Annotated in this window: 23 protein-coding genes; 10 read left to right on the top strand and 13 right to left on the bottom strand. The window is 35.0% G+C overall.

Annotation, left to right across the window (positions count from 1 at the left end):
- Positions 1 to 10 precede the first annotated feature (10 nt).
- Positions 11 to 3,130, bottom strand: a complete 3,120-nt coding sequence (locus tag ACM55H_RS01740; RefSeq protein ID WP_416834866.1) for a SusC/RagA family TonB-linked outer membrane protein — start codon at positions 3,128 to 3,130, stop codon at positions 11 to 13.
- A gap of 927 nt (positions 3,131 to 4,057) precedes the next feature.
- Here ACM55H_RS01740 and trhO point away from each other — a divergent pair.
- From trhO to ACM55H_RS01700, 8 genes are all read left to right on the top strand, one after another.
- Positions 4,058 to 5,413, top strand: a complete 1,356-nt coding sequence (gene trhO / locus ACM55H_RS01735) for an oxygen-dependent tRNA uridine(34) hydroxylase TrhO (RefSeq protein WP_416834865.1) — start codon at positions 4,058 to 4,060, stop codon at positions 5,411 to 5,413.
- 59 nt (positions 5,414 to 5,472) lie between these two features.
- Positions 5,473 to 5,934, top strand: coding sequence for a nuclear transport factor 2 family protein (locus tag ACM55H_RS01730; RefSeq protein WP_416834864.1), 462 nt, complete (start codon positions 5,473 to 5,475; stop codon positions 5,932 to 5,934).
- Positions 5,935 to 6,167: 233 nt separating this feature from the next.
- Positions 6,168 to 7,448 carry a PSP1 domain-containing protein gene (locus tag ACM55H_RS01725; RefSeq protein WP_416834863.1) on the top strand — a complete coding sequence of 427 codons (1,281 nt, stop codon included), beginning with the start codon at positions 6,168 to 6,170 and terminating at the stop codon, positions 7,446 to 7,448.
- The gene (locus ACM55H_RS01720; protein WP_416834862.1) at positions 7,432 to 7,911 is read left to right on the top strand and encodes a gliding motility lipoprotein GldH; all 480 of its coding nucleotides are present in this window, start codon (positions 7,432 to 7,434) and stop codon (positions 7,909 to 7,911) included. The genes ACM55H_RS01725 and ACM55H_RS01720 overlap by 17 nt, the downstream gene beginning before the upstream one ends.
- Before the next feature lie 9 nt (positions 7,912 to 7,920).
- Positions 7,921 to 10,233 (top strand): penicillin-binding protein 1A, encoded by a 2,313-nt coding sequence (locus ACM55H_RS01715; RefSeq protein WP_416834861.1) that lies wholly within the window; start codon positions 7,921 to 7,923, stop codon positions 10,231 to 10,233.
- Positions 10,234 to 10,358: 125 nt separating this feature from the next.
- Entirely contained in the window at positions 10,359 to 11,060 is a 702-nt protein-coding gene (locus ACM55H_RS01710) for a CoA transferase subunit A (protein WP_416834860.1), read from the top strand.
- Positions 11,061 to 11,062: 2 nt separating this feature from the next.
- On the top strand, positions 11,063 to 11,722 hold the full coding sequence (locus ACM55H_RS01705; RefSeq protein WP_416834859.1) for a CoA transferase subunit B: 660 nt from the start codon (positions 11,063 to 11,065) through the stop codon (positions 11,720 to 11,722).
- A 251-nt stretch (positions 11,723 to 11,973) separates the two neighbouring features.
- Complete coding sequence (locus ACM55H_RS01700; protein ID WP_416834857.1) at positions 11,974 to 14,016, top strand: M4 family metallopeptidase; 2,043 nt, start codon at positions 11,974 to 11,976, stop codon at positions 14,014 to 14,016.
- Between the two features lie 57 nt (positions 14,017 to 14,073).
- Here ACM55H_RS01700 and ACM55H_RS01695 read toward each other — a convergent pair whose 3' ends face one another.
- From ACM55H_RS01695 to hemA, 12 genes are all read right to left on the bottom strand, one after another.
- Positions 14,074 to 14,247 (bottom strand): hypothetical protein, encoded by a 174-nt coding sequence (locus ACM55H_RS01695; RefSeq protein WP_416834856.1) that lies wholly within the window; start codon positions 14,245 to 14,247, stop codon positions 14,074 to 14,076.
- A gap of 12 nt (positions 14,248 to 14,259) precedes the next feature.
- Positions 14,260 to 15,699, bottom strand: coding sequence for a nucleoside recognition domain-containing protein (locus tag ACM55H_RS01690; RefSeq protein WP_416834855.1), 1,440 nt, complete (start codon positions 15,697 to 15,699; stop codon positions 14,260 to 14,262).
- Between the two features lie 78 nt (positions 15,700 to 15,777).
- The gene (locus ACM55H_RS01685; RefSeq protein ID WP_416834854.1) at positions 15,778 to 16,491 is read right to left on the bottom strand and encodes a 3'-5' exonuclease; all 714 of its coding nucleotides are present in this window, start codon (positions 16,489 to 16,491) and stop codon (positions 15,778 to 15,780) included.
- Between the two features lie 93 nt (positions 16,492 to 16,584).
- Complete coding sequence (locus ACM55H_RS01680; RefSeq protein WP_416834853.1) at positions 16,585 to 17,055, bottom strand: methylated-DNA--[protein]-cysteine S-methyltransferase; 471 nt, start codon at positions 17,053 to 17,055, stop codon at positions 16,585 to 16,587.
- 289 nt (positions 17,056 to 17,344) lie between these two features.
- On the bottom strand, positions 17,345 to 17,761 hold the full coding sequence (locus ACM55H_RS01675; RefSeq protein WP_416834852.1) for a c-type cytochrome: 417 nt from the start codon (positions 17,759 to 17,761) through the stop codon (positions 17,345 to 17,347).
- A 93-nt stretch (positions 17,762 to 17,854) separates the two neighbouring features.
- Positions 17,855 to 18,847, bottom strand: coding sequence for a porphobilinogen synthase (gene hemB, locus ACM55H_RS01670; protein ID WP_416834851.1), 993 nt, complete (start codon positions 18,845 to 18,847; stop codon positions 17,855 to 17,857).
- A 91-nt stretch (positions 18,848 to 18,938) separates the two neighbouring features.
- Complete coding sequence (hemF, locus tag ACM55H_RS01665) at positions 18,939 to 19,847, bottom strand: oxygen-dependent coproporphyrinogen oxidase (RefSeq protein WP_416834850.1); 909 nt, start codon at positions 19,845 to 19,847, stop codon at positions 18,939 to 18,941.
- A gap of 293 nt (positions 19,848 to 20,140) precedes the next feature.
- Positions 20,141 to 20,521, bottom strand: a complete 381-nt coding sequence (locus ACM55H_RS01660) for a hypothetical protein (RefSeq protein WP_416834849.1) — start codon at positions 20,519 to 20,521, stop codon at positions 20,141 to 20,143.
- A 146-nt stretch (positions 20,522 to 20,667) separates the two neighbouring features.
- Positions 20,668 to 21,693 (bottom strand): uroporphyrinogen decarboxylase, encoded by a 1,026-nt coding sequence (hemE, locus tag ACM55H_RS01655; protein WP_416834848.1) that lies wholly within the window; start codon positions 21,691 to 21,693, stop codon positions 20,668 to 20,670.
- 22 nt (positions 21,694 to 21,715) lie between these two features.
- Positions 21,716 to 22,399, bottom strand: a complete 684-nt coding sequence (locus ACM55H_RS01650) for a uroporphyrinogen-III synthase (RefSeq protein ID WP_416834847.1) — start codon at positions 22,397 to 22,399, stop codon at positions 21,716 to 21,718.
- Entirely contained in the window at positions 22,399 to 23,319 is a 921-nt protein-coding gene (gene hemC / locus ACM55H_RS01645) for a hydroxymethylbilane synthase (RefSeq protein WP_156129412.1), read from the bottom strand. Before hemC ends, ACM55H_RS01650 begins: the two co-directional genes overlap by 1 nt.
- Positions 23,316 to 24,572: a glutamyl-tRNA reductase gene (hemA, locus tag ACM55H_RS01640; RefSeq protein ID WP_416834846.1), complete on the bottom strand. Its 1,257-nt coding sequence runs from the start codon at positions 24,570 to 24,572 to the stop codon at positions 23,316 to 23,318. The genes hemC and hemA overlap by 4 nt, the downstream gene beginning before the upstream one ends.
- Positions 24,573 to 24,800: 228 nt before the next feature.
- On the opposite strand from hemA, the gene ACM55H_RS01635 reads away from it, so the two are divergent.
- Together ACM55H_RS01635 and ACM55H_RS01630 are read left to right on the top strand one after the other, a co-directional pair.
- On the top strand, positions 24,801 to 25,676 hold the full coding sequence (locus ACM55H_RS01635; RefSeq protein ID WP_416834845.1) for a helix-turn-helix domain-containing protein: 876 nt from the start codon (positions 24,801 to 24,803) through the stop codon (positions 25,674 to 25,676).
- Between the two features lie 26 nt (positions 25,677 to 25,702).
- Entirely contained in the window at positions 25,703 to 26,080 is a 378-nt protein-coding gene (locus ACM55H_RS01630; RefSeq protein ID WP_416834844.1) for an FEKKY domain-containing protein, read from the top strand.
- Positions 26,081 to 26,206: the final 126 nt, after the last annotated feature.

Below are 26,206 nucleotides of genomic sequence, written 5' to 3'. Positions count from 1 at the left end.
GGGGGGAGGATTAGAAAGTTACGTTCAAGCCCGTAATGAATGTTTTAGAATTTGGATAAGCACCAAAGTCGATTCCCGGGTATAAATTATTTTGTTCATAAGAACTTACCTCTGGATCATAACCTGTATATTTAGTCCATGTAATCAAGTTTTCGGCAGATACATATAATTTGATGCTCTTCGTTCCTATTTTTGAAGAAAGGCTTTTAGGCAATGTGTATCCTAAAGTGATTGTTTTTAATCTCACAAAAGAGGCATCTTCTACATAGCGTTCCGAAACAATTCCCAGTGGAGAACTAGATGCTCTAGGGATTTCATTGCTTGGATTGGTAGCAGTCCAACGGTCTAATAAAGTTGCTGCGGCATTCGTTCCAAGTGTAGAAATTTCTAATTGTTGGTTCAAGGCGTTAAATATTTTACCGCCATAAGATCCTTGGAAAGAAACATTCAAATCGAAGTTGTTATACGAAAACGTGTTGCTGAAACTTCCAACAAATTTAGGTTGTGAACTTCCTAGACTGCCTTTGTCGGCCGCCGAGATTATTCCGTCTCCATTGGTGTCCACGTATTTTCTGTCTCCCACTTTTGTATTGGCAAGACTGTTTATTTTAGGTTGGGTATTGATTTCTTCTTGGGTTTGAAAAATACCGTTGGTTTTGTATCCCCAGAAAGTTCCCAATGGCTCTCCTACTTTTACCGTTACTGGTTGTTGTTGCAACAAAGAACCGTTTGGAACTACCGGGAAAAATTGTTTCACTCCATTTCCTATTTCAACCACTTTGTTCTTGTTAGCTGAAAACACAAAGTTCGAATTCCAAGAGAAATTTTCTGTTTTTAAATTTTCTGTTATCAGGCCAATTTCAATTCCTTTATTCTCAACACCACCAATATTTTGAAGAACAGAAGCAAAACCCGAAGTCAGTGGAACAGGAACATTGATAAGTAAATCATTTGTTTTTTTATAGTACGCATCAAAAACGAAATTTACTTTTCTGTCCAATAATGACAAGTCTAAACCAACATTGTATTGAGTAGTTTTTTCCCATCTTAAATCTGGATTTGCTAAACGAGTCGGTGTCAATCCTGTTTGTGTAACACCACCAAAACTATAATTAACAGAACCTATTGAAGCCAAGGAAAGGTAATTTCCAATTTCTTGATTTCCTGTTGTTCCTGCGCTTAATCTAAGTTTAGCTTCTGTTACTCCTTTTATATTTTTAGCAAAATCTTCTTCGGTAATGTTCCAAGAAAAACCCGCTGAAGGGAAATACCCCCAAAGTGATTTCGAACCAAATCTAGAAGAACCATCGGCACGTGCTGACACGGTAAGATTATAGCGTCCTTTATAAGAATAATTTATTCTGGTCAACCACGACTTCAACACGCTTTCGAAGGCATCACTGTAAGGTTTCACAGCCACACCATCTTGCAAAGCGTTGTAGGTATTGGCATCATTCACAAACGTATTGGCTCCAGCATTAACAATTTCTCCTTGTGTATATTGAAGTGTATATCCTGCCAAAGCTGAAAACTTGTGGTCTTCTCCAAAATGAGTATTGTAATTCAAGGTGTTCTCATTCAATACTGAACTTACTAATCTATCACCAACCGAAGCCAATCCTTTGGTTGAAGCCCCAGTTGTAGTATTTGCCGGTGCATAATAATTTTGTTTGGTGTTAATCAAATCACCGCTAACGGAGACCTTAGCCGTAATTTCTTTGTTGATTTTATACTCCCCAAACAAACTGGTCAAGATTCTGTTAATTTTGGTTTCATTGGTCGTGTTTTCCAAATCGTTGATTGGATTAGGTACATAACCATTCACTGAAGTCGCATAAGGATTATTGGTTACATTATAACTTCCGTCAGCATTTTTAATGGGAACTACTGGAGCCGTCAACAAGACACTAACCAATGCATTAGGATTTCTACCACCACTTGTCGACCCAATACCATTCGATAGCGAATTGCTATAATTAGTATTTACACCAAATTTAAAAGCTTGCGAATAGTTTCTCTCATAATTAGCGCGAAGTGAAATTCGTCTGAAATCAGATCCAATCACGATTCCTTTCTGATCAAAATAACCAGCCGAAACGGAATATCTAGAACGATCATCCCCACCTGAGAATGTCAATTGTTGATTTTGAATTGGAGCATTTCTGAAAGCTGCCGACTGCCAGTCATACCCTCCCGAAGTTTTGAGCGCTTCTATTTGAGCTGGCGAAAAAGAAGGCGCTTGTCCTATACTTGCCTGAACATCGTTACGTAAAGTTGCCCACTGGGAAGCATCAAGAAGGTCTATTTTTTTAGAGATTCTTTGTGTCCCATAATAGGATTGAAACGAAATGATATCTTGTCCTTTAGTTCCTTTTTTAGTTGTAATAAGTACCACACCATTGGCACCACGCGAACCATAAATTGCCGTAGCAGAAGCATCTTTCAACACTTCAATAGACTCAATATCACTAGGATTAATAGTTGACAAAACATTAACTCCTGCTCCAGCAAAAGTCACTCCTGCCGTACCATTACTATTGTCATTGTAAATCAAAACTCCATCAACAACATAAAGCGGTTCGTTACCTGCCGTAATGGAATTTCCCCCTCTAATACGAACACTGGAACTAGCACCCGGTTGCCCTGAACTTTGTGTAACAACAACCCCTGATACGGCTCCTCTCAACAAGTTGTCAGCAGAAGAAGTAACTTGATTTAGGTTTGCTTTTGGAACCGAGGAAACTGCTCCGGTGATGTCCTTTCTCTTTTGGGAACCATAACCTACAACTACTAACTCGTTGAGTTCTTGAATATCTTCCTTCAAGTTAATGATAGTCGGACTTCCATCTACAATTACTTCTGCTTTTTTATAACCAATATAACTCACTATCAAGGTATAAGGAAATTTTTGCCCTGTTTGGAAATAAAATTTTCCTTCTGCATCCGTTGTCACGGAATGCGTTGTTCCTTTTATGGTTATTGAAGCCCCAATAATAGGTTCATTTGTTATTTGATTGATTACTTTTCCATCTAGTTTAGACTGAATAAGTGGTTTGGTTTCTTGAGCATTAATTCCTACTGAAATTAGTAAAATGCATAACCACGTATATATGTTTAATTTTTTTTTCATTACTTTGTTATGGTTTAATAAATAAGGCGAGCCGAAAAATTGATTTTTTCAACTTTCGCTTTCCTTTTAGAGATGAACAATTTTTTTTTAAGCCTGCCATTTCTGTTCCCGCAGAAATGGCTTTTTTTTATTTACAGCACATTCGTTTTTTCATTTTTATTGATTTTTAATTATTACTTATATTAATTTTGATAAAATTTTTGGGGATTTTTTTATTCCAAAACATCAAAAAAACTTACGTGGTAAATTACTTTGAATTTGATATTTAGAAAATATAAAATGATTTAGATTGAAGTATTTTAACAGCAGCAACACATTCGGCATGGAGCGCCAAATGCAAAAGATACCTGCATGATCAAAAAAGGGATGTATTTGATAGTCTTCAAAATTTATGCTTTTGTTGTGATAAATGTAGTTATTTAAACTCTACTATTTCTATAGACAAATGTAAGTTATAAATTTAAACCACCAAAAAATTTATTAATTTTTTTAAAAAAAAGTTAATTTTATCAAAATGAAAATGAAATTCGCTTCAATAAAGCCAATTTTAAAAAAAGATAAACTATTAAGAACAAGTATATTAACAATTAAAAATAAAATAAATTTTCATCTTTTAGAAAAAAATAATACCAAATCAACTTCATGACATTTTTGAGGAAATATCTCCTAAAAACAACACTTTAATACCATTCAATGGATCTTTAAAGAAAGAAAAACTGACTCTTCTTGACATAAAAGTGGCGCATCTAATTTTATTGTCATTTTAAATCCAAACTAAAACCCACTCCAATAAAGAAGTCATGAAGCTAAATTTTTTGATGAATCATAAAGCAATTATTCTACAATTTGTTACTTTTGCACCGTTCAAGAAAATTGACTTGAATATTTTATCGAAAATAAATTTCTCAACTTAAAACTGTTTATAGCATGCAACTGTATAACACCTTAAGCGCAGAAGAAAGAGCCATCATGATTGATGATGCCGGAAAACAACGTCTTACGCTGTCTTTCTATGCTTATGCGCAAATCTCAGATCCAACACAATTTCGTAACGAATTATTCTTGGCTTGGAACGCTCTTGAAGTTCTAGGGCGAATCTACGTAGCCAGTGAGGGAATCAACGCCCAACTGTCTCTTCCTGCAGATAATTTTTATGCCTTCAAAGATTCGATTGAAGTCTATGATTTCATGAAAGGCATTCGGTTGAATATCGCCGTAGAACAAGATGATCATTCGTTCTTGAAACTGACTGTAAAAGTCCGTGATAAAATTGTGGCTGATGGTTTAGTAGACGAAACTTTTGATGTAACCAATATAGGAATTCACTTAAAAGCCAAGGAATTCAATGAACTTCTCGAAGACCCGAATACCATTGTGGTCGATATGCGAAATCATTACGAAAGTGAAATTGGACATTTTACCAAAGCCATAAAACCAGATGTTGATACTTTTCGGGAATCATTACCCATTATCGAAGAACAACTTTCTGAACACAAACAAGACAAAAAACTATTGATGTATTGCACCGGAGGAATTCGTTGCGAGAAAGCCAGTGCTTATTTCAAACACAAAGGTTTTGAAAATGTATACCAACTTGAAGGTGGAATTATTGAATACACGCGTCAGGTAAAAGCCGAAGGATTAGAAAGTAAATTCATTGGTAAAAACTTTGTATTTGATCACCGCTTGGGCGAAAGAATTACAGACGATATCGTTTCACAATGCCATCAATGCGGAGCACCTTGTGACGTACATACCAATTGTGTGAATGAAGGATGTCATTTACTTTTCATCCAATGTGAGGAATGTGCAACGGCAATGGAAGGTTGTTGTTCAACTGAATGTGTGAGTGTGATTCATTTGCCCGAAGAAGAACAAAAAGCCATTCGCAGAGGAATAAAAAACGGAAATAAGATTTTCAAAAAAGGAAAATCAGATGTTTTAACTTTCAAAAACAGTGAGGAAACGCATGGTGTTTTTGTTGCAGACAAACCAAAAATTGCAATCAAAAAAGAACAAAAAGTTAAGAAAATTTATATTGGAAAAGGAACCCATTTCTTTCCAAAACCAAGTATTGGTCAATTTCTTATTGAAGAAAACGAAATCAAAATTGGCGATACGATTCTAATCAAAGGGACTACAACCGGTGAACAAAAATTAGTAATCGAAGAAATGCTGGTTAACGATTTGGCTCAAGAAAAAGCAATTTCTGGAGACACTTGTACTTTTAAACTGCCATTCAGAATTAGATTATCTGATAAATTGTATAAAATTTTAGACTAATTTCAATACCTTTAACTCCCTATTATACAATCACATCAAATAACTCAAAATTAAAAAAAATGAATACCATATTTTCAAAAACAGCGGCTTTAATTTTACTTTTATCAATGTCGATTGGAATAAATGCACAATCAAAAAGAAATTTAAAACAGGAAGAAACCAATAAAAAAATTGTTTCTACTCTTTATCAATCTTTGTTTGGCGACAAAGACACGTCAGCAATTGACAAATATATTGTAGAAGATTACATTCAACATAATCCTATGGTTGCAGATGGAAGAAAAGCACTAAAAGACGGAGTTGAAAAATGGTTTGTGGGTGCAGCAAAGGAAAAAATTGACATTCAACATATAGCCGCTGACGGTGATTTGGTTTTTATTCACTTAAAATCTAAAGGTGCTGATGGGAAACTTACTTCAGTTATTGATATTTTTAAACTTAAAAACAACAAAATTGTGGAACATTGGGACGTAATGCAGGCTGTTCCGGAAAAATCAGCAAATAATCATCCAATGTTTTAATTTGTTAAACGATTAAAACCATCGATTTTAATTCCTATTTTTTATCAAAGCTCCTTGAAATGAAATAATTTCAAGGAGCTTTTTTTGTTAAAAACTCCTTCTTTTTAGTGTCTGAAAATTTATGATTTTAGTAGTATTTTGGCTTTGAAACATTCAATCAAAAAATACTATCTTTACACATTAAACGTTTTAAGAACTTAAGTTGTGCCAGTCACAACACTACATATAAGATTATGGCATGTACAAGTTGTTCAACTTCTGATGGTGGCGCACCTAAGGGTTGTAAAAATAATGGAACTTGCGGCACCGATAGCTGCAATAAATTAACAGTTTTCGATTGGCTTTCTAATATGAGTTTGCCTAATGGCGATGCTCCATTTGACTGTGTTGAAGTACGTTTTAAAAACGGAAGGAAAGAATTTTACCGCAATACTGAGAAACTAACGTTAAGCATGGGCGACATTGTCGCTACTGTTGCTTCACCAGGACACGACATAGGAATTGTAACTTTGACAGGCGAATTGGTAAAAATTCAAATGAAGAAAAAAGGAGTCAATCATCTAAGCAATGATGTTCCTAAAATCTATAGAAAAGCATCCCAAAAAGATATCGACATTTGGTCCACTGCAAGAGACAGAGAAGAGCCTATGAAGGTTCGTGCTCGTGAATTAGCGATTGCTCAAAAACTGGAAATGAAAATTTCAGATATTGAATTTCAAGGTGACGGATCAAAAGCTACGTTTTACTACACCGCAAATGATCGTATCGATTTTCGTGCTTTGATTAAAGATTTCGCGAAAGAATTCAGTACCAGAATCGAAATGAAACAAGTAGGTTTCCGTCAGGAAGCAGCTCGTTTAGGAGGAATTGGTTCCTGCGGAAGAGAATTGTGTTGCTCTACTTGGTTAACGGATTTTAGAAGTGTAAACACCTCAGCAGCGCGTTACCAACAACTGTCTTTGAATCCACAAAAACTTGCCGGACAATGCGGAAAATTGAAATGCTGCTTGAACTATGAGTTAGATACTTACATGGATGCCTTGAAAGATTTTCCAGATTTCGAAACAAAATTGGTGACCGAAAAAGGAGATGCTATTTGTCAGAAACAAGATATTTTCAAAGGCCTAATGTGGTTTGCTTACACCAATAATTTTGCCAATTGGCATGTCTTGAAAATAGACCAGGTCAAAGAAATTGTTGCCGAAAACAAATTAAAAAATAAAGTTTCTTCTCTTGAAGATTACGCCATAGAAATTGTGGTAGAACCAGAGAAAAACTTTAATAATGCGATGGGTCAAGAAAGCTTGACACGTTTTGACCAGCCAAAACCTAAGAAAAAACCAAATAAGAAACGCAAGCCAGCCGGAGAAAATGCTATTGTGGCAAACAATAATAAACCCGCAAACAATAACAATAATAACCGTCAGGCTCAAAATGAAAAAAAACCAGTAGCTGCAAAACCTACTGAACCTAGAAAACCTATAATCATTACTAAAAATGAGGCTAAAAAATAGCGCTTTACTTCTTTTGATGGCAATCCTTTTTTTCTCTTGTGATAAAAAAAGAGTGTTTGATGAATACAAATCAGTTGGCAGCGGCTGGAATAAAGATAGCATTGTAACTTTCAATTTACCGGAATTGGACTCTACAAAGCATTATAATTTGTATATAAACCTGAGAGACAATAACAACTATCAATACAACAATATATTTTTAATTGTTGCCATGGAAAAACCAAATGGCTTTACGAAAGTAGATACATTAGAGTACCAAATGGCAAATCCAGACGGGACATTGCTTGGTGATGGATTTTCTGATATTAAGGAAAGTAAATTGTTTTATAAGGAAAATGTAAACTTCAATGGAAAATACAAAATTCATATAAAACAAGCCGTTAGAGAAACTGGTAAAGTTCCTGGTGTGAAGCTTTTAGATGGAATTACAGACGTAGGTTTTAGAATAGAAAAAAAAGATTAAGAAAGTATTATGGCTATCAAAAAAAATAACAATCAGACAAAAAACATTGATAAAGATATCACCTATTACAAAAAGAAATTTTGGAAAATTTTCTTTTATGGAATGGGAATTATCGCTCTGTTTTTCTTATTTGCTTCATGGGGGCTTTTTGGTTCTATGCCTTCTTTTGAAGATTTAGAAAATCCAGATTCCAATTTAGCTACAGAAATCATCTCAGCTGATGGAGTCGTTTTGGGTAAATATTTCGAAAAAAATAGGTCTCAATTAAAGTATTCCGACCTACCAAAAAATCTTGTTCAAGCATTAGTAGCAACTGAAGATGCCCGTTTTTATGAGCATTCCGGGATTGACGGTAGAGGAACATTGAGAGCCATTGCAAGTTTAGGAACAAGTGGTGGAGCGAGTACATTGACACAGCAATTAGCCAAACAATTATTTCACGGGGAAGGTTCTAAATTTTTACCTTTTAGAATTGTTCAAAAAGTCAAAGAATGGATCATTGCCATTAGACTAGAAAGACAATACACTAAAAATGAAATTATTGCCATGTATTGTAATGTATATGATTTTGGTAATAACTCTGTTGGTGTAAGTTCCGCGGCAAAAACCTATTTTTCAAAAGAGCCTAAAGATTTGACCATTGATGAATCAGCAATATTAGTAGGTATGTTCAAAAATTCTGGATTATACAATCCGGTAAGAAATCCGCAAGGGGTCAAAAATCGTAGAAATGTAGTGCTTTTGCAAATGGAAAAAGCAGGCATTATCACTGACCCACAAAAATTAAATTTGCAAAGTTTACCCATCACTTTACATTTCAAATTAGAAACGCATAAAGACGGTACTGCGACTTATTTTAGAGAATATCTACGTGATTACATGAAAAAATGGGTTGAAGAAAATAAAAAACCGGACGGTTCTGATTATGACATCTACAAAGATGGATTAAAAATCTACACCACCATAGATTCAAGAATGCAGTTGCATGCTGAAGAAGCCGTTTCGGCTCACATGGCAAACCTACAAGAAGAGTTTTTTATTCAATCTAAAGGCAATAAAAACGCTCCTTTTGTTAATATTTCTGAAGTAGAAACACAACGAATTTTAAATCAGGCAATGAAATCCTCCCATCGTTGGGAAGTTCTGAAATCAATGGATAAAAGTGATGAAGAAATTCTGGCTTCCTTTAAGGAAAAAACAAAAATGAAAGTCTTTACCTGGAAAGGAGAAAGAGACACTATCATGACGCCATTGGATTCCATTCGTTATTACAAACATTTTTTACAATCTGGATTAATGGCCATGGAGCCACAAACGGGTAATATCAAAGCTTGGGTTGGCGGTATCAACTACAAATATTTTCAATACGATCACGTAGGACAAGGGGCGAGACAAGTAGGTTCTACCTTCAAACCATTTGTTTATGCCACTGCCATAGAACAATTGAATATGTCTCCTTGTGACTCAATTATTGATGGTCCGTTTATGATTCACAAAGGACGCCATCACGTTACCGAAGACTGGGAACCAAAAAACTCTGACAACAGATACCGCGGAATGGTAACTTTAAAACAAGGTTTAGCAAACTCTATAAATACAGTATCAGCAAAACTAATGGACAAAGTAGGTCCTGAAGCTGTTGTTGATTTAGCCCATAAATTAGGTATAAAATCCGAAATTCCGGTACAACCGTCAATTGCTCTTGGAGCTGTAGAGATTACCGTTCAAGATATGGTTGCCGCTTACAGCACATTTGCCAATCAAGGTGTTTACATGAAACCGCAATTTATAACTAGAATTGAAGACAAAAGTGGCGTAGTAATCTATGAACCAATACCTGAGTCACATGATGTCTTGAATAAAGATATTGCTTTTGCAGTAATTAAATTACTGGAAGGAGTAACCGAAGGTGGTTCTGGAGAGCGTTTACGAACAACTGGTGGAGGAAACGGAGACAATCGTTGGACAGGTTATCCATACTCATTCAGAAACCCAATAGCAGGCAAAACGGGTACGACTCAAAATCAATCTGATGGTTGGTTCATGGGAATGGTTCCTAATCTTGTAACTGGAGTTTGGGTAGGATGTGAAGACCGTTCGGCCAGATTCAAAACCATAACTTACGGTCAAGGAGCGACTGCGGCATTACCGGTTTGGGGTTATTTTATGAAACTTTGCTATGATGACCCAGGTCTTCATGTATCTAAAAGTGATTTTGACAGACCCGCAAATCTTTCTATAAAAGTAGATTGTTACACGCCAAGAGCTGTAGTAAAAGACACTACAAATATCCAACAAGATACCGAAGAATTCGAATTGTAAATTTTTTATTAGGAGCTATTTCCAGCTGTACACTGTATCTTTCTAGTCCTGAATTTATTTCAGAATACTGAAACAAATTCAGGACTAGAAAGGATGCCGTTCCCATCTGGGCTAAAAAACACACTATGATCAACAAAAAAGTAAATACCGTTCAAGATGCACTTCAAGGCATTGAAAACGGAATGACAATAATGTTAGGCGGTTTTGGACTATGTGGAATCCCAGAAAACTCCATAGCCGAATTAGTAAAAAAAGAAAACAAGGACTTAACCTGTATTTCCAATAATGCGGGTGTAGATGATTTTGGTCTTGGATTGCTTTTACAAAAACGTCAAATCAAAAAAATGATTTCTTCCTATGTAGGAGAAAATGCCGAATTTGAACGTCAAATGCTTTCTGGAGAACTTGAAGTGGATCTTATTCCTCAAGGAACTTTAGCAGAACGTTGTCGTGCTGCACAAGCAGGAATTCCAGCTTTTTTCACACCTGCCGGTTATGGAACTGAAGTAGCCGAAGGTAAAGAAACACGTGAATTCAATGGAAAAATGCACGTTATGGAACATGCTTTCAAAGCTGATTTTGCCATTGTAAAAGCGTGGAAAGGTGACGAAGCCGGAAACTTAATATTCAGAGGAACTGCAAGAAACTTCAATCCTTGTATGGCTGGAGCAGCAAAAATCACCATTGCCGAAGTAGAAGAATTATTGCCTGCAGGAAGTTTAGATCCAAATGAAATTCATATTCCAGGGATACTTGTAAATAGAATTTTTCAAGGTGTAAATTATGAAAAAAGAATTGAACAAAGAACCGTGAGAAAAATTTTCTAATTATGGCTTTAGATAAAAATCAAATTGCAAAACGCATTGCCAAAGAATTAAAACACAACTATTACGTGAATCTCGGAATCGGAATTCCAACATTAGTGGCTAATTATATTCCAGAAGGAATTGACGTTGAATTTCAAAGTGAAAATGGCGTTCTGGGAATGGGTCCATTCCCTTTCGAAGGCGATGAAGATGCTGATTTAATCAATGCAGGAAAACAAACCATAACTACTTTGCCCGGAGCAAGTTTCTTCGACTCAGCATTCAGTTTTGGAATGATTCGTGGACAACATGTTGACTTAACTATTCTTGGTGCAATGGAAGTTGCCGAAAATGGTGATATTGCTAACTGGAAGATTCCGGGTAAAATGGTCAAAGGAATGGGTGGTGCAATGGATTTAGTGGCTTCTGCCGAAAATATTATTGTTGCTATGATGCATGTCAACAAAGCCGGAGAATCAAAAATTCTTAAAAGATGTACCTTGCCATTAACTGGTGTAGGTTGCGTTAAAAAAGTGGTTACTGAACTAGCCGTTCTTGAAATAACACCACAAGGTTTCAAACTATTGGAACGCGCACCAGGTGTAACAGTAGAACATATTGTCGCTTCCACTGAAGCCGATTTGATTATTGAAGGTGATGTTCCTGAAATGGTGATTGATTAATATATCAAATTCTTTTTCCTTCCATTAATCTGTAATTTACAGCTAATATTTTTCTAATTTCTACTTTTTGCGAAGGCTTACCAAATAAGCCTTCGCAAAGATTTTATGCACTAATTTCCTTTTATTTTGATGAAATTAGATAAAATTATATGTTTTTTATAACATATTACGTGTTTTTTGTTAATTTTGAACAACCCTAAAATTCTTTTTTAATACCTAAAAAAGAAAATTAACAACTAACCAAATCACAAATGGAAAAAAAATTACTTGGAAAAATTGCGTTATTTATGACCGTTTCTTTATTAGCATTAGAAACTAACGCACAGGATGCATCAAAGAATGTAAAACAAAAATTCAATGACGAAAGAGGAAAACCCTCTCTAATTGTATTTAATGAGAAATCAACTTATAAAAACACCGATTCTCAAAAAGCATTCAAAGAACAGTTAGAATTAAAAGACAATTCCAACTTTACTAAAACAAAAACTGAAACAGACAAATTAGGATTTTCGCATGAAAAATTCCAATTGTTTCACCAAGGAGTCAAAGTAGAATTCTCAACCTACACATTACACTCCAAATCTGGAAAATTAGAGTCCATGAGCGGTGAATTTTATCAATTAGACAACGTAAATACACTACCAGTTTTATCAAAAGAACAAGCTTTTAGTAGTGCCTTAAGACAAATTGGTGCTTCTAAATATCTTTGGGAAACTCCTGCTGAAGCAAAAATCAATGAGTATCAAAAACCAACAGGTGAGTTAGTCTTATTGCCTCTTGTTGATGAAGATAATAATGGTAAGAAAACTGAGCAACTTCGTTTAGCTTACAAATTTGACATCTATGCAACAAGCCCAGTAAGTCGTGGTGATATCTATATTGATGCAGTAACCGGCGTTACTTTATTTTACAATGCAACAATCAAACATTTAGGTGAATATAGCAATGGTAACCAAAATCCGGTAAACAAAAAAGCTGAAAAACAAAATACAGCTGCATCGTTTGTTATTGCTAATGCTGACACTCGTTATAGCGGTTCTCAATCGATCCAATCTACATTAAGTGGAACATCTTATATATTAGCTGATGCTACCCGCGGAAGTGGAATCATGACGTATAACATGAAAAAAGGAACAAGTTATACTGCAGCTGTCAATTTTACAGATGTAGACAATAATTGGACAGCAGCTGAATACAATAATGTAAATAAAGACAACGGAGCCTTGGATGCGCACTGGGGAGCTGAAAAAACATATGATTATTGGTCTACTGTTCACGGAAGAAACAGTTACAATAATGCGGGAGCAGCCATTAAAAGCTACGTACATTACAGTAGTGCTTATAATAACGCCTATTGGAATGGAAGTGTAATGACCTATGGTGATGGTTCAGGAACAGGTGGTTTTGATATATTAACTTCAATAGATGTGGCAGGACATGAAATAGGACATGCTGTTTGTTCAAGTACCTCAAATTTAGCCTACCAAAAAGAATCTGGAGCCATGAATGAAGGCCTTTCAGATATTTGGGGAGCTTGTATCGAATATTATGCTGCACCAAACAAACAACGTTGGTTAATTGGTGAAGACATAGAAAGAAGAACGGGACATTTGTCTTTACGTTCTATGAGCAATCCAAAAACAGAAGGACAACCTGATACTTATGGAGGAACAAATTGGGTAAACATTACAAAATGTCGTCCAACTAATAATAATGATCAATGTGGAGTTCACACAAATAGCGGAGTTTTAAACCATTGGTTTTATATCCTTACTGAAGGAAAAACAGGAACAAATGACAAAGGAAGTTCGTACAGTGTAACCGGTATTGGAATTGATAAAGCAGCCAAAATTACCTACCGAATGGAAAGTATTTATATGACATCAAGCTCAACTTATGCTAATGCCAGAATATATGCAATACAAGCTGCTGCTGACCTTTATGGAGCAGGTTCTCCTGAGGTAATAGCAACTACTAATGCGTTCTATGCTGTAGGCGTGGGAGCTGTTTATGCAAGTGGAGTTGCTAAAACCAGCCTTACTAAAACAACTACTGTAGCAACTGCAAGTGATGCTTTTGTATTGTATCCAAATCCTGCAGTTGATGTTTTGACTGTTACCGTAAAAGAAAATAAAGAAGGTTCTTATAAAATTTACAACTCTCTTGGATTTGAAATTCAATCCGGAAAAACATCAGGAGGGCAAATTAATGTTAGCAGCCTAACCAAAGGAATCTATTTCTTCGAATTAAATAATGGTGAAAAAGCTACTGTTAAAACATTCATCAAGAAGTAACATACCAGATTAAGTCAAAAGAAAAGCCTCACAATGTTGTGGGGCTTTTTTTTATAATCATTTATTATTGAAAATTGAAAAAAGAATAAATCCTGCAACAATTATAATTATCAATCCTAAAATCGAATTGTCTTCTTTTGCAACTTCATCAATAGATTTTTTACCTAGATAATATATCCACATAGCAATATTCCCAACTAAATGATTTATTAGTTTATGGAATAAATTCATTTTTTATACTTTTTAAAAAAACCAGGTTGCTACAAAAATAGCCGTAATCACACAAATCAAATCGACTATAAGCATTGTTCCAAGGGCATAACGAGTGTTTTTAATATTTACGGAACCAAAATAAACTGCTATCACATAAAAAGTACTTTCGGCACTACATTGAAAAATACTACTCAATCTTGCCGTTAAGGAATCGGCTCCAAAAGTATTCATTGAGTCAATCAAAAAGCCTCTTGATCCAGCAGAACTAAAAGGTCTAAGCAATGCTACTGGCAAGGCATCGGTAATTTGTTTACTTACTCCCATATTCGAAAAAATGAAGGCAATCCAATTGCTAATAATTTCAAACAAGCCACTGTTTCTAAATAAAGAAATGGCAACTAACATTCCCAATACATAAGGAAAAATAGTCACTCCAGTTTTCACACCATTATTGGCTCCCACTACAAAACTTTCAAAAACTGTAGTAGATGCTTCAGTAAATTTCTTCTCATTTATAAATGAAAAAATCAAGGTAAAAGCAATAATTCCAATTAAGATTAAAGCAGAAAGATTAGAAGTGAAATAGTTTTTACCAATTAAATCCAAATGATTTACATACATCAACAGACCAACAATTCCAGCTATTAATGTCATCAATACGATAACCAAAGAAGCACTTTTGAAATTAATTTTTTGTTTGATTCCAACGATAAGAAAAGCAGCAATTGTACCAATAAAAGAAGTGATAATACAAGGCAACATGACATCAGCAGGATTGCTGGCATTAGCCGCAGCACGGTATCCTATAATAGAAGTAGCAATCAAAGTAAGACCCGAAGCATGCAAACACAGGAACATAATCTGTGCATCACTGGCCTTATCTTTTTCGGGGTTTAATTCTTGTAAACTTTCCATGGCTTTCAAACCAAATGGTGTGGCAGCAGAATCTAACCCTAAGAAATTAGCAGCAAAATTCAAAGTCATGTATGAAATAGAAGGATGATTTTCAGGAATACTTGGAAACACTTTTACAAAAACAGGACTCAATGCTTTAGCCAATTTTCCAGAGGCTCCAGAAATGATTAAAAGTTCCATCAATCCACAGAAAAAAGCCAAATAAGCAATAAGCGGAAGGATTAAATCTAGCAAACTACTTTTACACGTTGGCAATAAACCATCTGATTTTTGAACACCGCTGTAAATTTTTACAGTTTTGTTTTTATAAACATAAGTCGTATCCGCATTTAGCGTATCACGATTGATAATCATGGTTTGTTCTGGTGCTTTTTTGATGCTGTCTTTAATAAAGGTAGGAAGTTGTTCTGCGAATTTCTCCGAGACCAGAATCGGATCATCTTTCTTTCCGTTCAAAACGTGGTCAATGGTATAACTGTCTCCAGAAAACAAACTAAACACTACAAATACAATTGAAGAAATAAAAATGACCAACCAAAATCTACTCAATACCATAATCTATAATTTTTGTAAATGTAATTATTTATTAACAAATCAAATCAGGATTGCGAAACCTGATTGGGTTTCGACAATTTAAACATGAATAATTTCCTCCTCAATCAACAATTCTTCTCTACGTAATCGGAGGAAAATTTGCGCTACGGCAATGGTATCTTTTTCACAATACGTTACAATGCGGTCAATGTCTTTATCTACATAAAAAACATGTCCCACCTGACTGCCGTCGATATCACCTTTTGGAGAAGGAATTCCGAGTACTTTACACATTAACTTTAAAGAAGTGTAATGTTTATAATCTCCAAATTTCCATAATTCCAACGTATCCAAATGTGGAATTTCCCAAGGTTTTTTTCCAAATAGATTCAGTTTGTTGGGAATGGCAATTTGGTTGATAATCATGCGTCGGGCAATGAAAGGAATATCGAATTCTTTAGCATTATGACCACACAAAACGTGCTGCGGCTGATTGAAATGATTGTTTAGCAGATTGATAAAATCGTTTAGAATTTTCTTCTCTTCACCAAAAAAAGAAGTTACCCTAAAATTCCGAATGTCGCCTTTAATCGTAAAAAAGCCGACTGAAATACAGACAATTTTGCCAAACTCTGCCCAAATTCCGGCGCGGTCGTAAAAATCTTCCGGAGTGTATTCGTCTTTGCGCTGGTATTGGGTTTTGTGTTCCCAAAGATCTTTCATTTCGGCATCCAATTCGTTGAAGTCCGCAGCTTCTGGAACAGTTTCAATATCAAGAAATAAAATATTATTAAGGTGAATTTTATCTATCATAATTTAGATTTTGTTAGACTTCTCAGATTTTCAGACGTTTTAGATTATTAACTTATTAGACTTTCTTGACCTTTAAAATCTAAGAGGTCTATTTTAAAACAAACTTTGTTGCGTCGTTGGATTCTCATGTTCCAATAGCCATTTCTTTCGCCACAATCCGCCTGCATAGCCCGTTAATGAGCCATCAGTTCCAATAACTCTGTGGCACGGAACGACAATCCAAAGCGGATTTTTCCCGTTAGCAGAAGCCACAGCACGAATGGCTTTGACATCGCCTAACCTTTTAGATAAATCCATATAAGACATGGTTTTCCCAAATGGAATTTCCAATAGGCCTTTCCACACTTTTTGTTGAAAATCAGTTCCTTTTGGATTCAGTGCAAAATCAAAATCGGTTCTTTTCCCCTCGAAATAATCATTGAGTTGTGAGACTGCTTCTTGTAAAACAGTTGGGATTATTGCTGAAACAGTTCCTTCGTCAGTAACTGAAATTACCGAAATACCATTTTCATCGCCAATGATTGTTGCCATTCCTAAAGGAGTTTTGATGTAAGCTGTTTCCATATTTTAAAGATAAAAAATTTAACCACAATGTTCATGAAGAAGACACAAAGTTCGCAAAGAAATAAAAATTGAATCGTATTAGAAATAAAAAAACCATTCGATTACACGAATGGTTCTTGTTTTATAGCCCCGATTACTTCACTTAAAGTTTATATTCATTGGAGTTCAGTGAACTTCGTTTGAAGGGAAAATCCTTTCTAGTCCTGAACTTGTTTCAGGATCCTGAAATAAATTCAGGACTAGAAAGATTGGAATGATAGCGGGATTAGCTTCATATTTTAGACTAAATCTATTTCAGATTTGAATATACATAAGCTTCTAATCCTTTTAACTCTTCGTCAGTCATTGTTTTTGTAAGGACGATATTTGGTTGCATTAATGCATATTGAGCTGGATCAACAATAGGTTTGCTCTCCCCTTTCAAGAAAGTGATGATATTGCCATTTTTCTCTTTGTACATTTTAGCAATGTCTTGTAAACTTGGTCCTATTAATTTCGAATCCGTTTTATGGCAAGAAACGCAAGTTCCTTTTCCTTTAAAAATTGATTCTCCTAATTGTTCCGGTGTTTGAACCTCTACTGGCATTCCTTCAGAAGGTGCAGCTTCTGTTGTAGTTGGTTCCGCTTGTTTTTCAGCTGGTACAGCTTCTTGCTTTTTACAAGAGAAAGCTAAAAATGCGATTGCAATTATTAATACTCTTTTCATTTTAGTTTTTTTAGTTTTCTCAAAAATAATTTATTTTTTGAAATTAAAATCAAAAAAAAGAATTAAAATTGTTAGAATAAAAAAAATCTAAATTTATTTGTTCAAAAGTATGGCTGCTTCTTTAGCAAAATAGGTCGAAATCAAGCTTGCTCCTGCTCTTTTGATACACATTAATTGTTCCATCATAATTTTATCATGATCTAGCCAACCTCTTTCGGCAGCGGCTTTAATCATCGCATATTCGCCCGAAACATGATAGACCGTTACGGGAACATTTACCGCATTTTTGACCTCGCGAACGATGTCTAAATAGGCAATTCCAGGTTTTACCATAACCATATCAGCACCTTCTTCTACATCCCACAACGCTTCTTTGATGGCTTCAATGCGATTGGCATAATCCATTTGGTATGTTTTTTTATCTTTTGGGATTTCAGTGGCATCAACAGGAGCGCTGTCTAATGCATCACGAAATGGTCCGTAAAAAGCTGATGCGTATTTTGCTGAATAACTCATGATGCCTACATTATGGAAACCGGCAGCGTCAAGACCTTCGCGCAAACGCAGCACGCGTCCGTCCATCATATCGGAGGGTGCAACAAAATCGGCACCCGCTTGTGCATGAGAGACCGCCATTTTAACCAAGGCATCCACAGTCGAATCATTTTCTACATCGCCATCTGCAATAATCCCGTCATGACCATAAATAGAATAAGGATCCAAAGCCACATCAGGCATTACAATCATTTCCGGACAAGCGGCTTTAATGGCACGAATGGCATTTTGCATTAATCCGTTTGGATTCCACGCTTCCAGTCCCGTATTGTCTTTTAAATTTTCACTGACTTTTACATAAATATTGACCGCACGAATGCCTAAATCGAATAATTCACGGATTTCTTTTACCGTTAAATCGATAGAACGACGAAATATACCTGGCATGGACGCAATTTCCACTTGTACATTTTCGCCTTCAGCAACAAACATGGGAAACATAAAATCCGCTGGACTTAAACTGGTTTCACGAACTAAACTTCTAATGGATTCGTTCGTTCTTAATCTTCTGCCTCTGTGTAATGGGAACATATGATTTATGATTTTAGATTAGCGATTGCTGATTTATGATTTAAAACTAATTGGTGATGACAGAAAATCTGCAATCAAAAATCGTTAATCATCAATCTGCAATCCAACTTTTTGGATTTTCTAATACGTTTACTAATTTTTCTTCTTCGCTTCCGGCTTCTGCGTGATGGTCATACACCCATTGCACATGTGGTGGCAAACTCATCAGGATACTTTCGATTCTTCCGTTGGTTTTTAAACCAAATAAAGTGCCTTTGTCGTGTACCAAATTAAACTCTACATAACGACCACGGCGAATTTCCTGCCACGTTCTTTGTTCAGGAGTATACGGTAAGTCTTTTCTTTTTTCTACAATTGGAACATACGCTTCGAGGAAACTATTTCCAACTTCGGTTACAAAATTGTACCAATCTTGCATCGACATTGCATCTGTTGCTTTGCAATAATCGAAAAACAACCCGCCAATTCCTCGGGCTTCATTTCTGTGAGCATTCCAGAAATAGGCATCACATTGTTTCTTATATTTTGGATAAAAATCCGGATTGTGTTTGTCACAAGCGGTTTTACAAGTTTGATGAAAATGAATGGCATCTTCTTCAAACAGATAATACGGTGTTAGATCTTGTCCTCCGCCAAACCATTGCTGAATCACATTTCCGTTATCATCGTACATTTCGAAATAACGCCAATTGGCGTGAACTGTAGGTACCATCGGACTTTTTGGGTGCAAAACCAAACTCAATCCACAGGCAAAAAAATCAGCTTCACCCACATTGAACATCTTTTGCATGGCTTCCGGTAATTTCCCGTGAACTGCCGAAATATTGACACCGCCTTTTTCAAAAACGGATCCGTTTTCAATCACGCGGGTTCTTCCGCCGCCACCTTCCGGACGTTCCCAAAGGTCTTCACGAAATTTGGCCTGACCTTCAACTGCTTCCAAACCTTTGCAGATTTGGTCTTGAAGGGTTTGTATGTATTGGTAAAATTGTTGTTTCATTATCTAAAGAAAAGCATAATAAATAAAAAAATGACTGGAATAAAAACATAATACATATCCGTATATATTTTATGTTTAATATAAATATTGGCTATTAAAATATAAATCAGTGAAATGAAAAAAATGAAAAAAGATACTACCACTGCTCCAAAAATAAGTGTACTAGCTCCTTCTGGTTTGTAATTTCCATATTCGGGCACTTGATGAAAAAATATATAACACAAAAAGACCAACCAAATTGCATTGAAAAAAATTGGAAGAAAATTTATCTTATTTATAATTTTTATTCTCATTTATAAATTTGCTTTTGCAGCAGCTATTTTACTATTGATTCCAAACGAAAACATTTTGCTTTCCTGCTGAATATAATTATAAATGGCAATCGCTTTTTCAGAAAAATCAAACGGATTGTCTTTCGAAGCAATCACTAAAAAATCAGCAAATTGCTCTAACTGATTCCAATCCAAATGACAACGTAACAAATGCGTAATTAAGTCCTTTTCACTACAATCGATCAGACTTTGAATGTTTAATCCAAAGTCTTTCAATTGATCTTCTATGTTTATTTTATCTTCTAAATTCCAAAATTTAGGCACAAAAACTATAGAAAGCAACGTCTTTAGCACATTGTCTATTCGAATACTTTCCTGGTCTCGTAATCCTTTGTTTAGCATTGTTTAAATTATTTATTATTCAACGGATTAAAATCCGTTGCTACAAGACACGCCGTTCCTATGGAACTTTTACGTACTTCTGAGAGCCATCGGCTCGGTACATTTTGTAAGGCTGGACTTTAGTCCAGTTTTCTGAACACTGTAAACTATTTTCCGTACTCCTTCACTGCATCAATAAAAGCTTTCGCGTGATCCACAGGAATATTTGGTAAAATACCATGACCTAAATTCACGATGTATTTGTCTTTTCCGAATTCGTCAATCATTTCATGAACCATTTTTTTGATGGTTGGAATCGGTGACAACAATCTTGACGGATCAAAATTTCCTTGCAAAGTGATGTTTCCTCCTGACAAGTATCTTGCATTTCTTGGAGAACAAGTCCAGTCAACACCTAATGCCGAAGCTCTACTTTTACCCATTTCGCCTAATGCAAACCAACATCCTTTTCCGAAAACAATTACCGGTGCATCATCAGCTAAAGCTTCAATAATTTGGTTGATATATTTCCAAGAGAATTCCTGATAATCAACAGGTGAAAGCATTCCGCCCCAAGAGTCAAAAATTTGTACAGCGTTTACTCCTGCTTTTACTTTTTCTTTTAGGTATAAAATAGTGGTGTCCGTGATTTTTTGCAATAAAACATGCGCTGCTTCTGGATGTTGGAAACAAAATCCTTTGGCCATATCAAAATTTTTAGAACCTTTCCCTTCCACAGCATAACACATAATTGTCCAAGGAGAACCTGCAAAACCAATTAATGGCACCTCATCATTCAACATTTCTTTGGTTAATTTGATAGCTTCAAAAACGTATCCTAATGTTTCATTTACATCCGGAACGATTACTTTTTCCACATCTTGAATGGTACGAATAGGATTTGGTAAAAACGGACCAAAATTTTCTTTCATCAACACCTCAATTCCCATGGCCTGTGGAATTACCAAAATATCCGAAAATAAAATCGCAGCATCCGGAGCAATTCTTCGTATTGGTTGTACGGTTATTTCAGCAGCTAATTCTGGAGTTTGACAACGGGTGAAAAAATCATATTTATCACGCAAAGCGATGAATTCCGGCAAATATCTTCCCGCTTGACGCATCATCCAAACTGGTGGACGTTGTACTGTTTCTCCTTTTAGTGCTCTTAAAAATAGGTCGTTCTTAATCATGTATTTAAATTTTAGCAGATTGCTAGATGCTTTCCGTTTTATAATATTCAATAACTTCCAAAATCACCTCTTCGATAGTTGGTGTTTCGGCAATTACTATGTTTTTAATTTTCTTTGTTTCTAATGCTGATGCAGTAGTAGTGCCTACGCAAAAACAAACTTCATTCTTGATTTTATTATTTGTCAAATAACTTTCAACAGCAGATGGGCTAAAAAATAGAATTCCGTCAAAATTTTCTTGGTCTGATATTTTAAAAGGCGCAAGTGTTGTTTGATAAACTTCGATTTCGTTAAAAATTATTCCTGCGTTTTTTAATGCTTCAGGCAACGTTTCTTTACGCAAATTTCCGCTCAAAAAAGTATAGCTTTCCTTATTGTAAATTAAAGTGATTATTTCGGCTAATTCAGATGCGTAATCCAAATAAACATCAACTGTAAAGCCATGCAATTCAAGTAATTCCTTGGTTTTAATACCTACACAAAAGACAGGTTTAGTCTTTAAAACTTCCCAACCGTTTTGTTCTATCAAACTTAAAACAGCATTTTGGCTACTAAAAATTAAGTTGTTGTTGATTGTATTCAGTTCAAAAAGGTTGTTTTTAATTTCGATGAAATCTTGTTCTAAAAGATCAAAATTAGCATCAATAAATACTTGCCTTTGTTCTGCCGACAATGTTTTGGTGGATAAAATGCTTGTTTGGCTCATTATTTCTTCAAATTAATTTTAATTTCTGTCATCAATTCTATCCCGCCATTCTCTAAAATTTCTTTGGCACAATAAAAACCTAATTTTTTCCATTCTTGCATCGGTACCGTTTTTTCGATTTCTATTTTTTGTTTACCATCGATAGAAAAAAGGACTCCTTTAAACCAAATATCATCTTCAACAAAAGTAGCTAAAGCACCGATTGGTGCAGTACATCCACCTTCGAGTGTTTTTAGGAATTGTCTTTCGATATGCGTACATACTTCGGTATCAATATCATTCAATTCAGAAACGGCTTCTCTACAAAAATCATCATTTGCCATAGCAACAACAACCATAGCACCTTGAGCCGGCGCTGGAATCATCCAATCCAAATCAATATAATTGGAAGGTTTCAAGTTGATTCTTTCCAATCCAGCAGCTGCAAAAACAGCTCCATTCCAATCGCTTTCCTGTAATTTTTGCATTCTGGTATTGACGTTTCCACGTAAATCAACTACGTTGTGATTTGGATATTTATTTAACCATTGTGCCTGACGGCGCAAACTTCCTGTTGCAATTGTTCCTTCTCCGTTAAGAAAATCTAAGTTTCCTTTGTGTACCAAAATATCCAAAGTATTCGCTCTTTCCAGAACAGCCGCTTGCACAATTCCTATTGGCAAAGCCGTAGGAACATCTTTCATGGAATGCACAGCAATATCGACCTGACCATTAATCATAGCGATATCTAGCGTTTTGGTGAAAATTCCTGTGATTCCTAATTCGTAAAGTGGTTTGTCGAGAAGAATATCTCCTTGTGATTTTACCGCTACAATTTCGGTTTTATACCCTAAATCGTTTAGTTTTTTTTCGACTGTGTGGGCTTGCCAAAGCGCGAGTTCACTATCGCGGGTTCCTATTCGTATCGTTTTATTCATTATTTTGTATTCGCTCCAATTTTAAAAACTTTTTCAATCCATTCGATACTTTCGTCTACCATGGTATCGTCATCTTTTAAATGGTTGGCAAAATGTGTGGTTATTTTTTGGATAATTCTGTTACTGATAATCTCTGCTTGTTCTTCATTGAAATTTGAAATTTTCTTACTTTGAAAATCCAATTCGGATGTTTTTATCGCATTCAATTTTGCTTTCAAAGCATTGATTGTTGGAGCAAATTTTCTGCCTTTGGTCCAAGTAATAAATTCTTCTTTTATTTCTTCAATGATAGCTTCGGCAGCAGGAATGTGTTTTTTTCTATTTTCTAAAGTCTCGTCTGTAATTTGAGACAAATAATCCATATGAATTAGCGTAACGCCTTCCATTTCTTCCACATCTTCATTCACGTTTTTAGGAATGGATAAATCCAAAATCAATAACGGTTTCTTCAGATTTAGAATGGCTTTGTCAACCGTAGGATTTTGAGCGCCGGTGGCGACCACAACAACATCCGCTTTTTGAAGTTCAAGATGCAATTCAGAATAATCTTTTACGATTAAATTCAATTTTCCGGCTAGCTCCTCTGCTTTCGCTTTCGTTCTGTTGATTAAAGTAATATGCTCATTTTTAGTATGTTTTACTAAATTTTCACAAGTGTTTCTACCAATTTTTCCTGTACCAAATAATAGGATATTTTTGTTCCCAATGTCTTCTACATTCTTAATAATATATTGAACAGCGGCAAATGAAACCGAAGTAGCGCCAGAGCTAATCTCCGTATCGGTTTTTATCTTTTTACTGGCTTGTATAACAGCATTTACCAATCTTTCCATAAAAGTATTGGCTAAACCAAAAACTTTTGATTGTGAAAAACTGGATTTTATTTGAGCAATAATTTCGAAATCTCCAAGTATTTGACTGTCCAAACCAGTTCCTACACGAAACAAATGACTTATTGCTTCTTGGTTTTTATAAACAAAACCAACTTTTTGAAATGCTTCGACTGAACCTTGACTGTTTTCGCAAATTAATTTGATTAATTGAAAAGGGTGCTCTGCGAAACCATAAATTTCTGTACGATTGCAGGTTGAAGTAACTATCAAACTCTCTATTCCTTCCGTTTTGGCTTGTTCCAGTAAACGCGTTTTTGCAGCGGCATCTAAACTAAACTTACCTCTAATCTCAGCATCTGCTTTTTTATAACTCAGTCCAACGGAGTAAAAATAGTGATGCTTTGATGTGTTATTGTTTTCCATATTTGCACTTTTCAAGAAAGTGAAACAAAATTATGACTATAGTATTTATAAAAGTAACGCTAGAAGTTCTTTTTGTATCGTTAAATGTTTTTTTGATTCTATTTGCTTATTTTATTGTAAAAAATTCTATTTTTGTAGTGAAATCAAGTAGTTTTAAATCACTTATTTAGAGTAGTTCTAAACAAATTCTACTGATAAATATCATATTTTTAATTTAAAAATGTCGCTATGGGGTCACAAGAAATTATTAAAATTGAAGATGATTTCACGCTTATTCGTTTTCAAAATGACAGTTCTGAGGCTTTTAATGCCCAACGCGAAGTCAGTAGTGGGCTGATTCAGTTTCATTTTGGATTAAAAGGAAGTGCCAAGTTCATCTTCAATCAAGGGAATTATGCTTTGGAATTAAAAGAAGAAAAATCGTTGCTCTTATACAATCCTCAGAAAGAATTGCCTTTGAATCTGGAGTTAGCGCCAAATTCCTGGGTGATTTCTGTGATTATTTCCATCAAAAAGTTCCACGCTTTGTTTTCGACAGAAGCTGATTATATCACCTTTTTAAGTGCGGATAATAAGGACAAAAAATATTATAACGAAGGAAATATCAGTCCGTCGATGGCAATTGTTTTATCTCAATTGTTTCATTACAGTTTGCATCCATCTATAAAAAACCTCTATTATAAAGGAAAAGGATATGAATTATTGAGTTTGTATTTTAACAGAACCGAAGATCCAAATGCGGAACAATGTCCGTTTTTAATAGATGAGGATAATGTAATGAAAATTAAAAAAGCCAAAGAAATCATCATTGCAAATATGGCCGAACCACCCGGATTACAGGAATTGGCAGATGAAATAGGTTTGAATCTAAAGAAACTAAAAATGGGTTTCAAACAAATTTATGGCGATACCGTTTATGGATTTCTATTTGACTACAAAATGGATTTTGCCCGAAAATTACTGGACAGTGGTTCCTATAATGTAAACGAAGTAGGATTGAAAATTGGCTACAGCACCGGAAGTCATTTTATAGCAGCGTTCAAAAAGAAATTTGCAACCACGCCAAAGAAATATTTGATGTCAATCAACCCAAATATGCAGTAAATAAAAAACTAAACTCCACTGATTTTATGAAAAAATCATTTTTATTAATCTTAGTAATTTTTATTAGTTGTAAATCAAGAAACCTTGAATTATCATTAGAATATAAAAATCAAGCCTTACACGATATTGAAGTAGATAGTGTAAAAGTATTTACTTTCGGTCTGCCATTTATTTCTCCTGTAGAATCTGAGAGAATAGTACAAGAAACAAGGAATGATAAAATCAGTGATATTTATAAGAAATATGGATTATACCGATTGAATTTAGGCTGCGTTATAGATACAAAAGAAGGAAAATCTAGGAAAAATTATCATAAAATCACCCAAGCTTATCTTGAAAAAAGAAATAAAAAAGGCTGGAAAGTAAAATTAGAAAAAGAAATTGATGACATAATCTATAATTGAATAATAGTAAATTTGCCACTACGACAAAGAAATATTTGATGTCAATCAACCAAAATACGCAGTAAAGAATTGATTTTTCATATTAAACAATAAATAAAAAATAGTTAATCGCAATTTATAAAAAAG

This window comes from Flavobacterium cryoconiti (genome assembly GCF_048158645.1).
In the GTDB taxonomy this organism is placed as follows: domain Bacteria; phylum Bacteroidota; class Bacteroidia; order Flavobacteriales; family Flavobacteriaceae; genus Flavobacterium; species Flavobacterium cryoconiti.
This window is presented reverse-complemented; position numbering and strand designations above follow the sequence as displayed.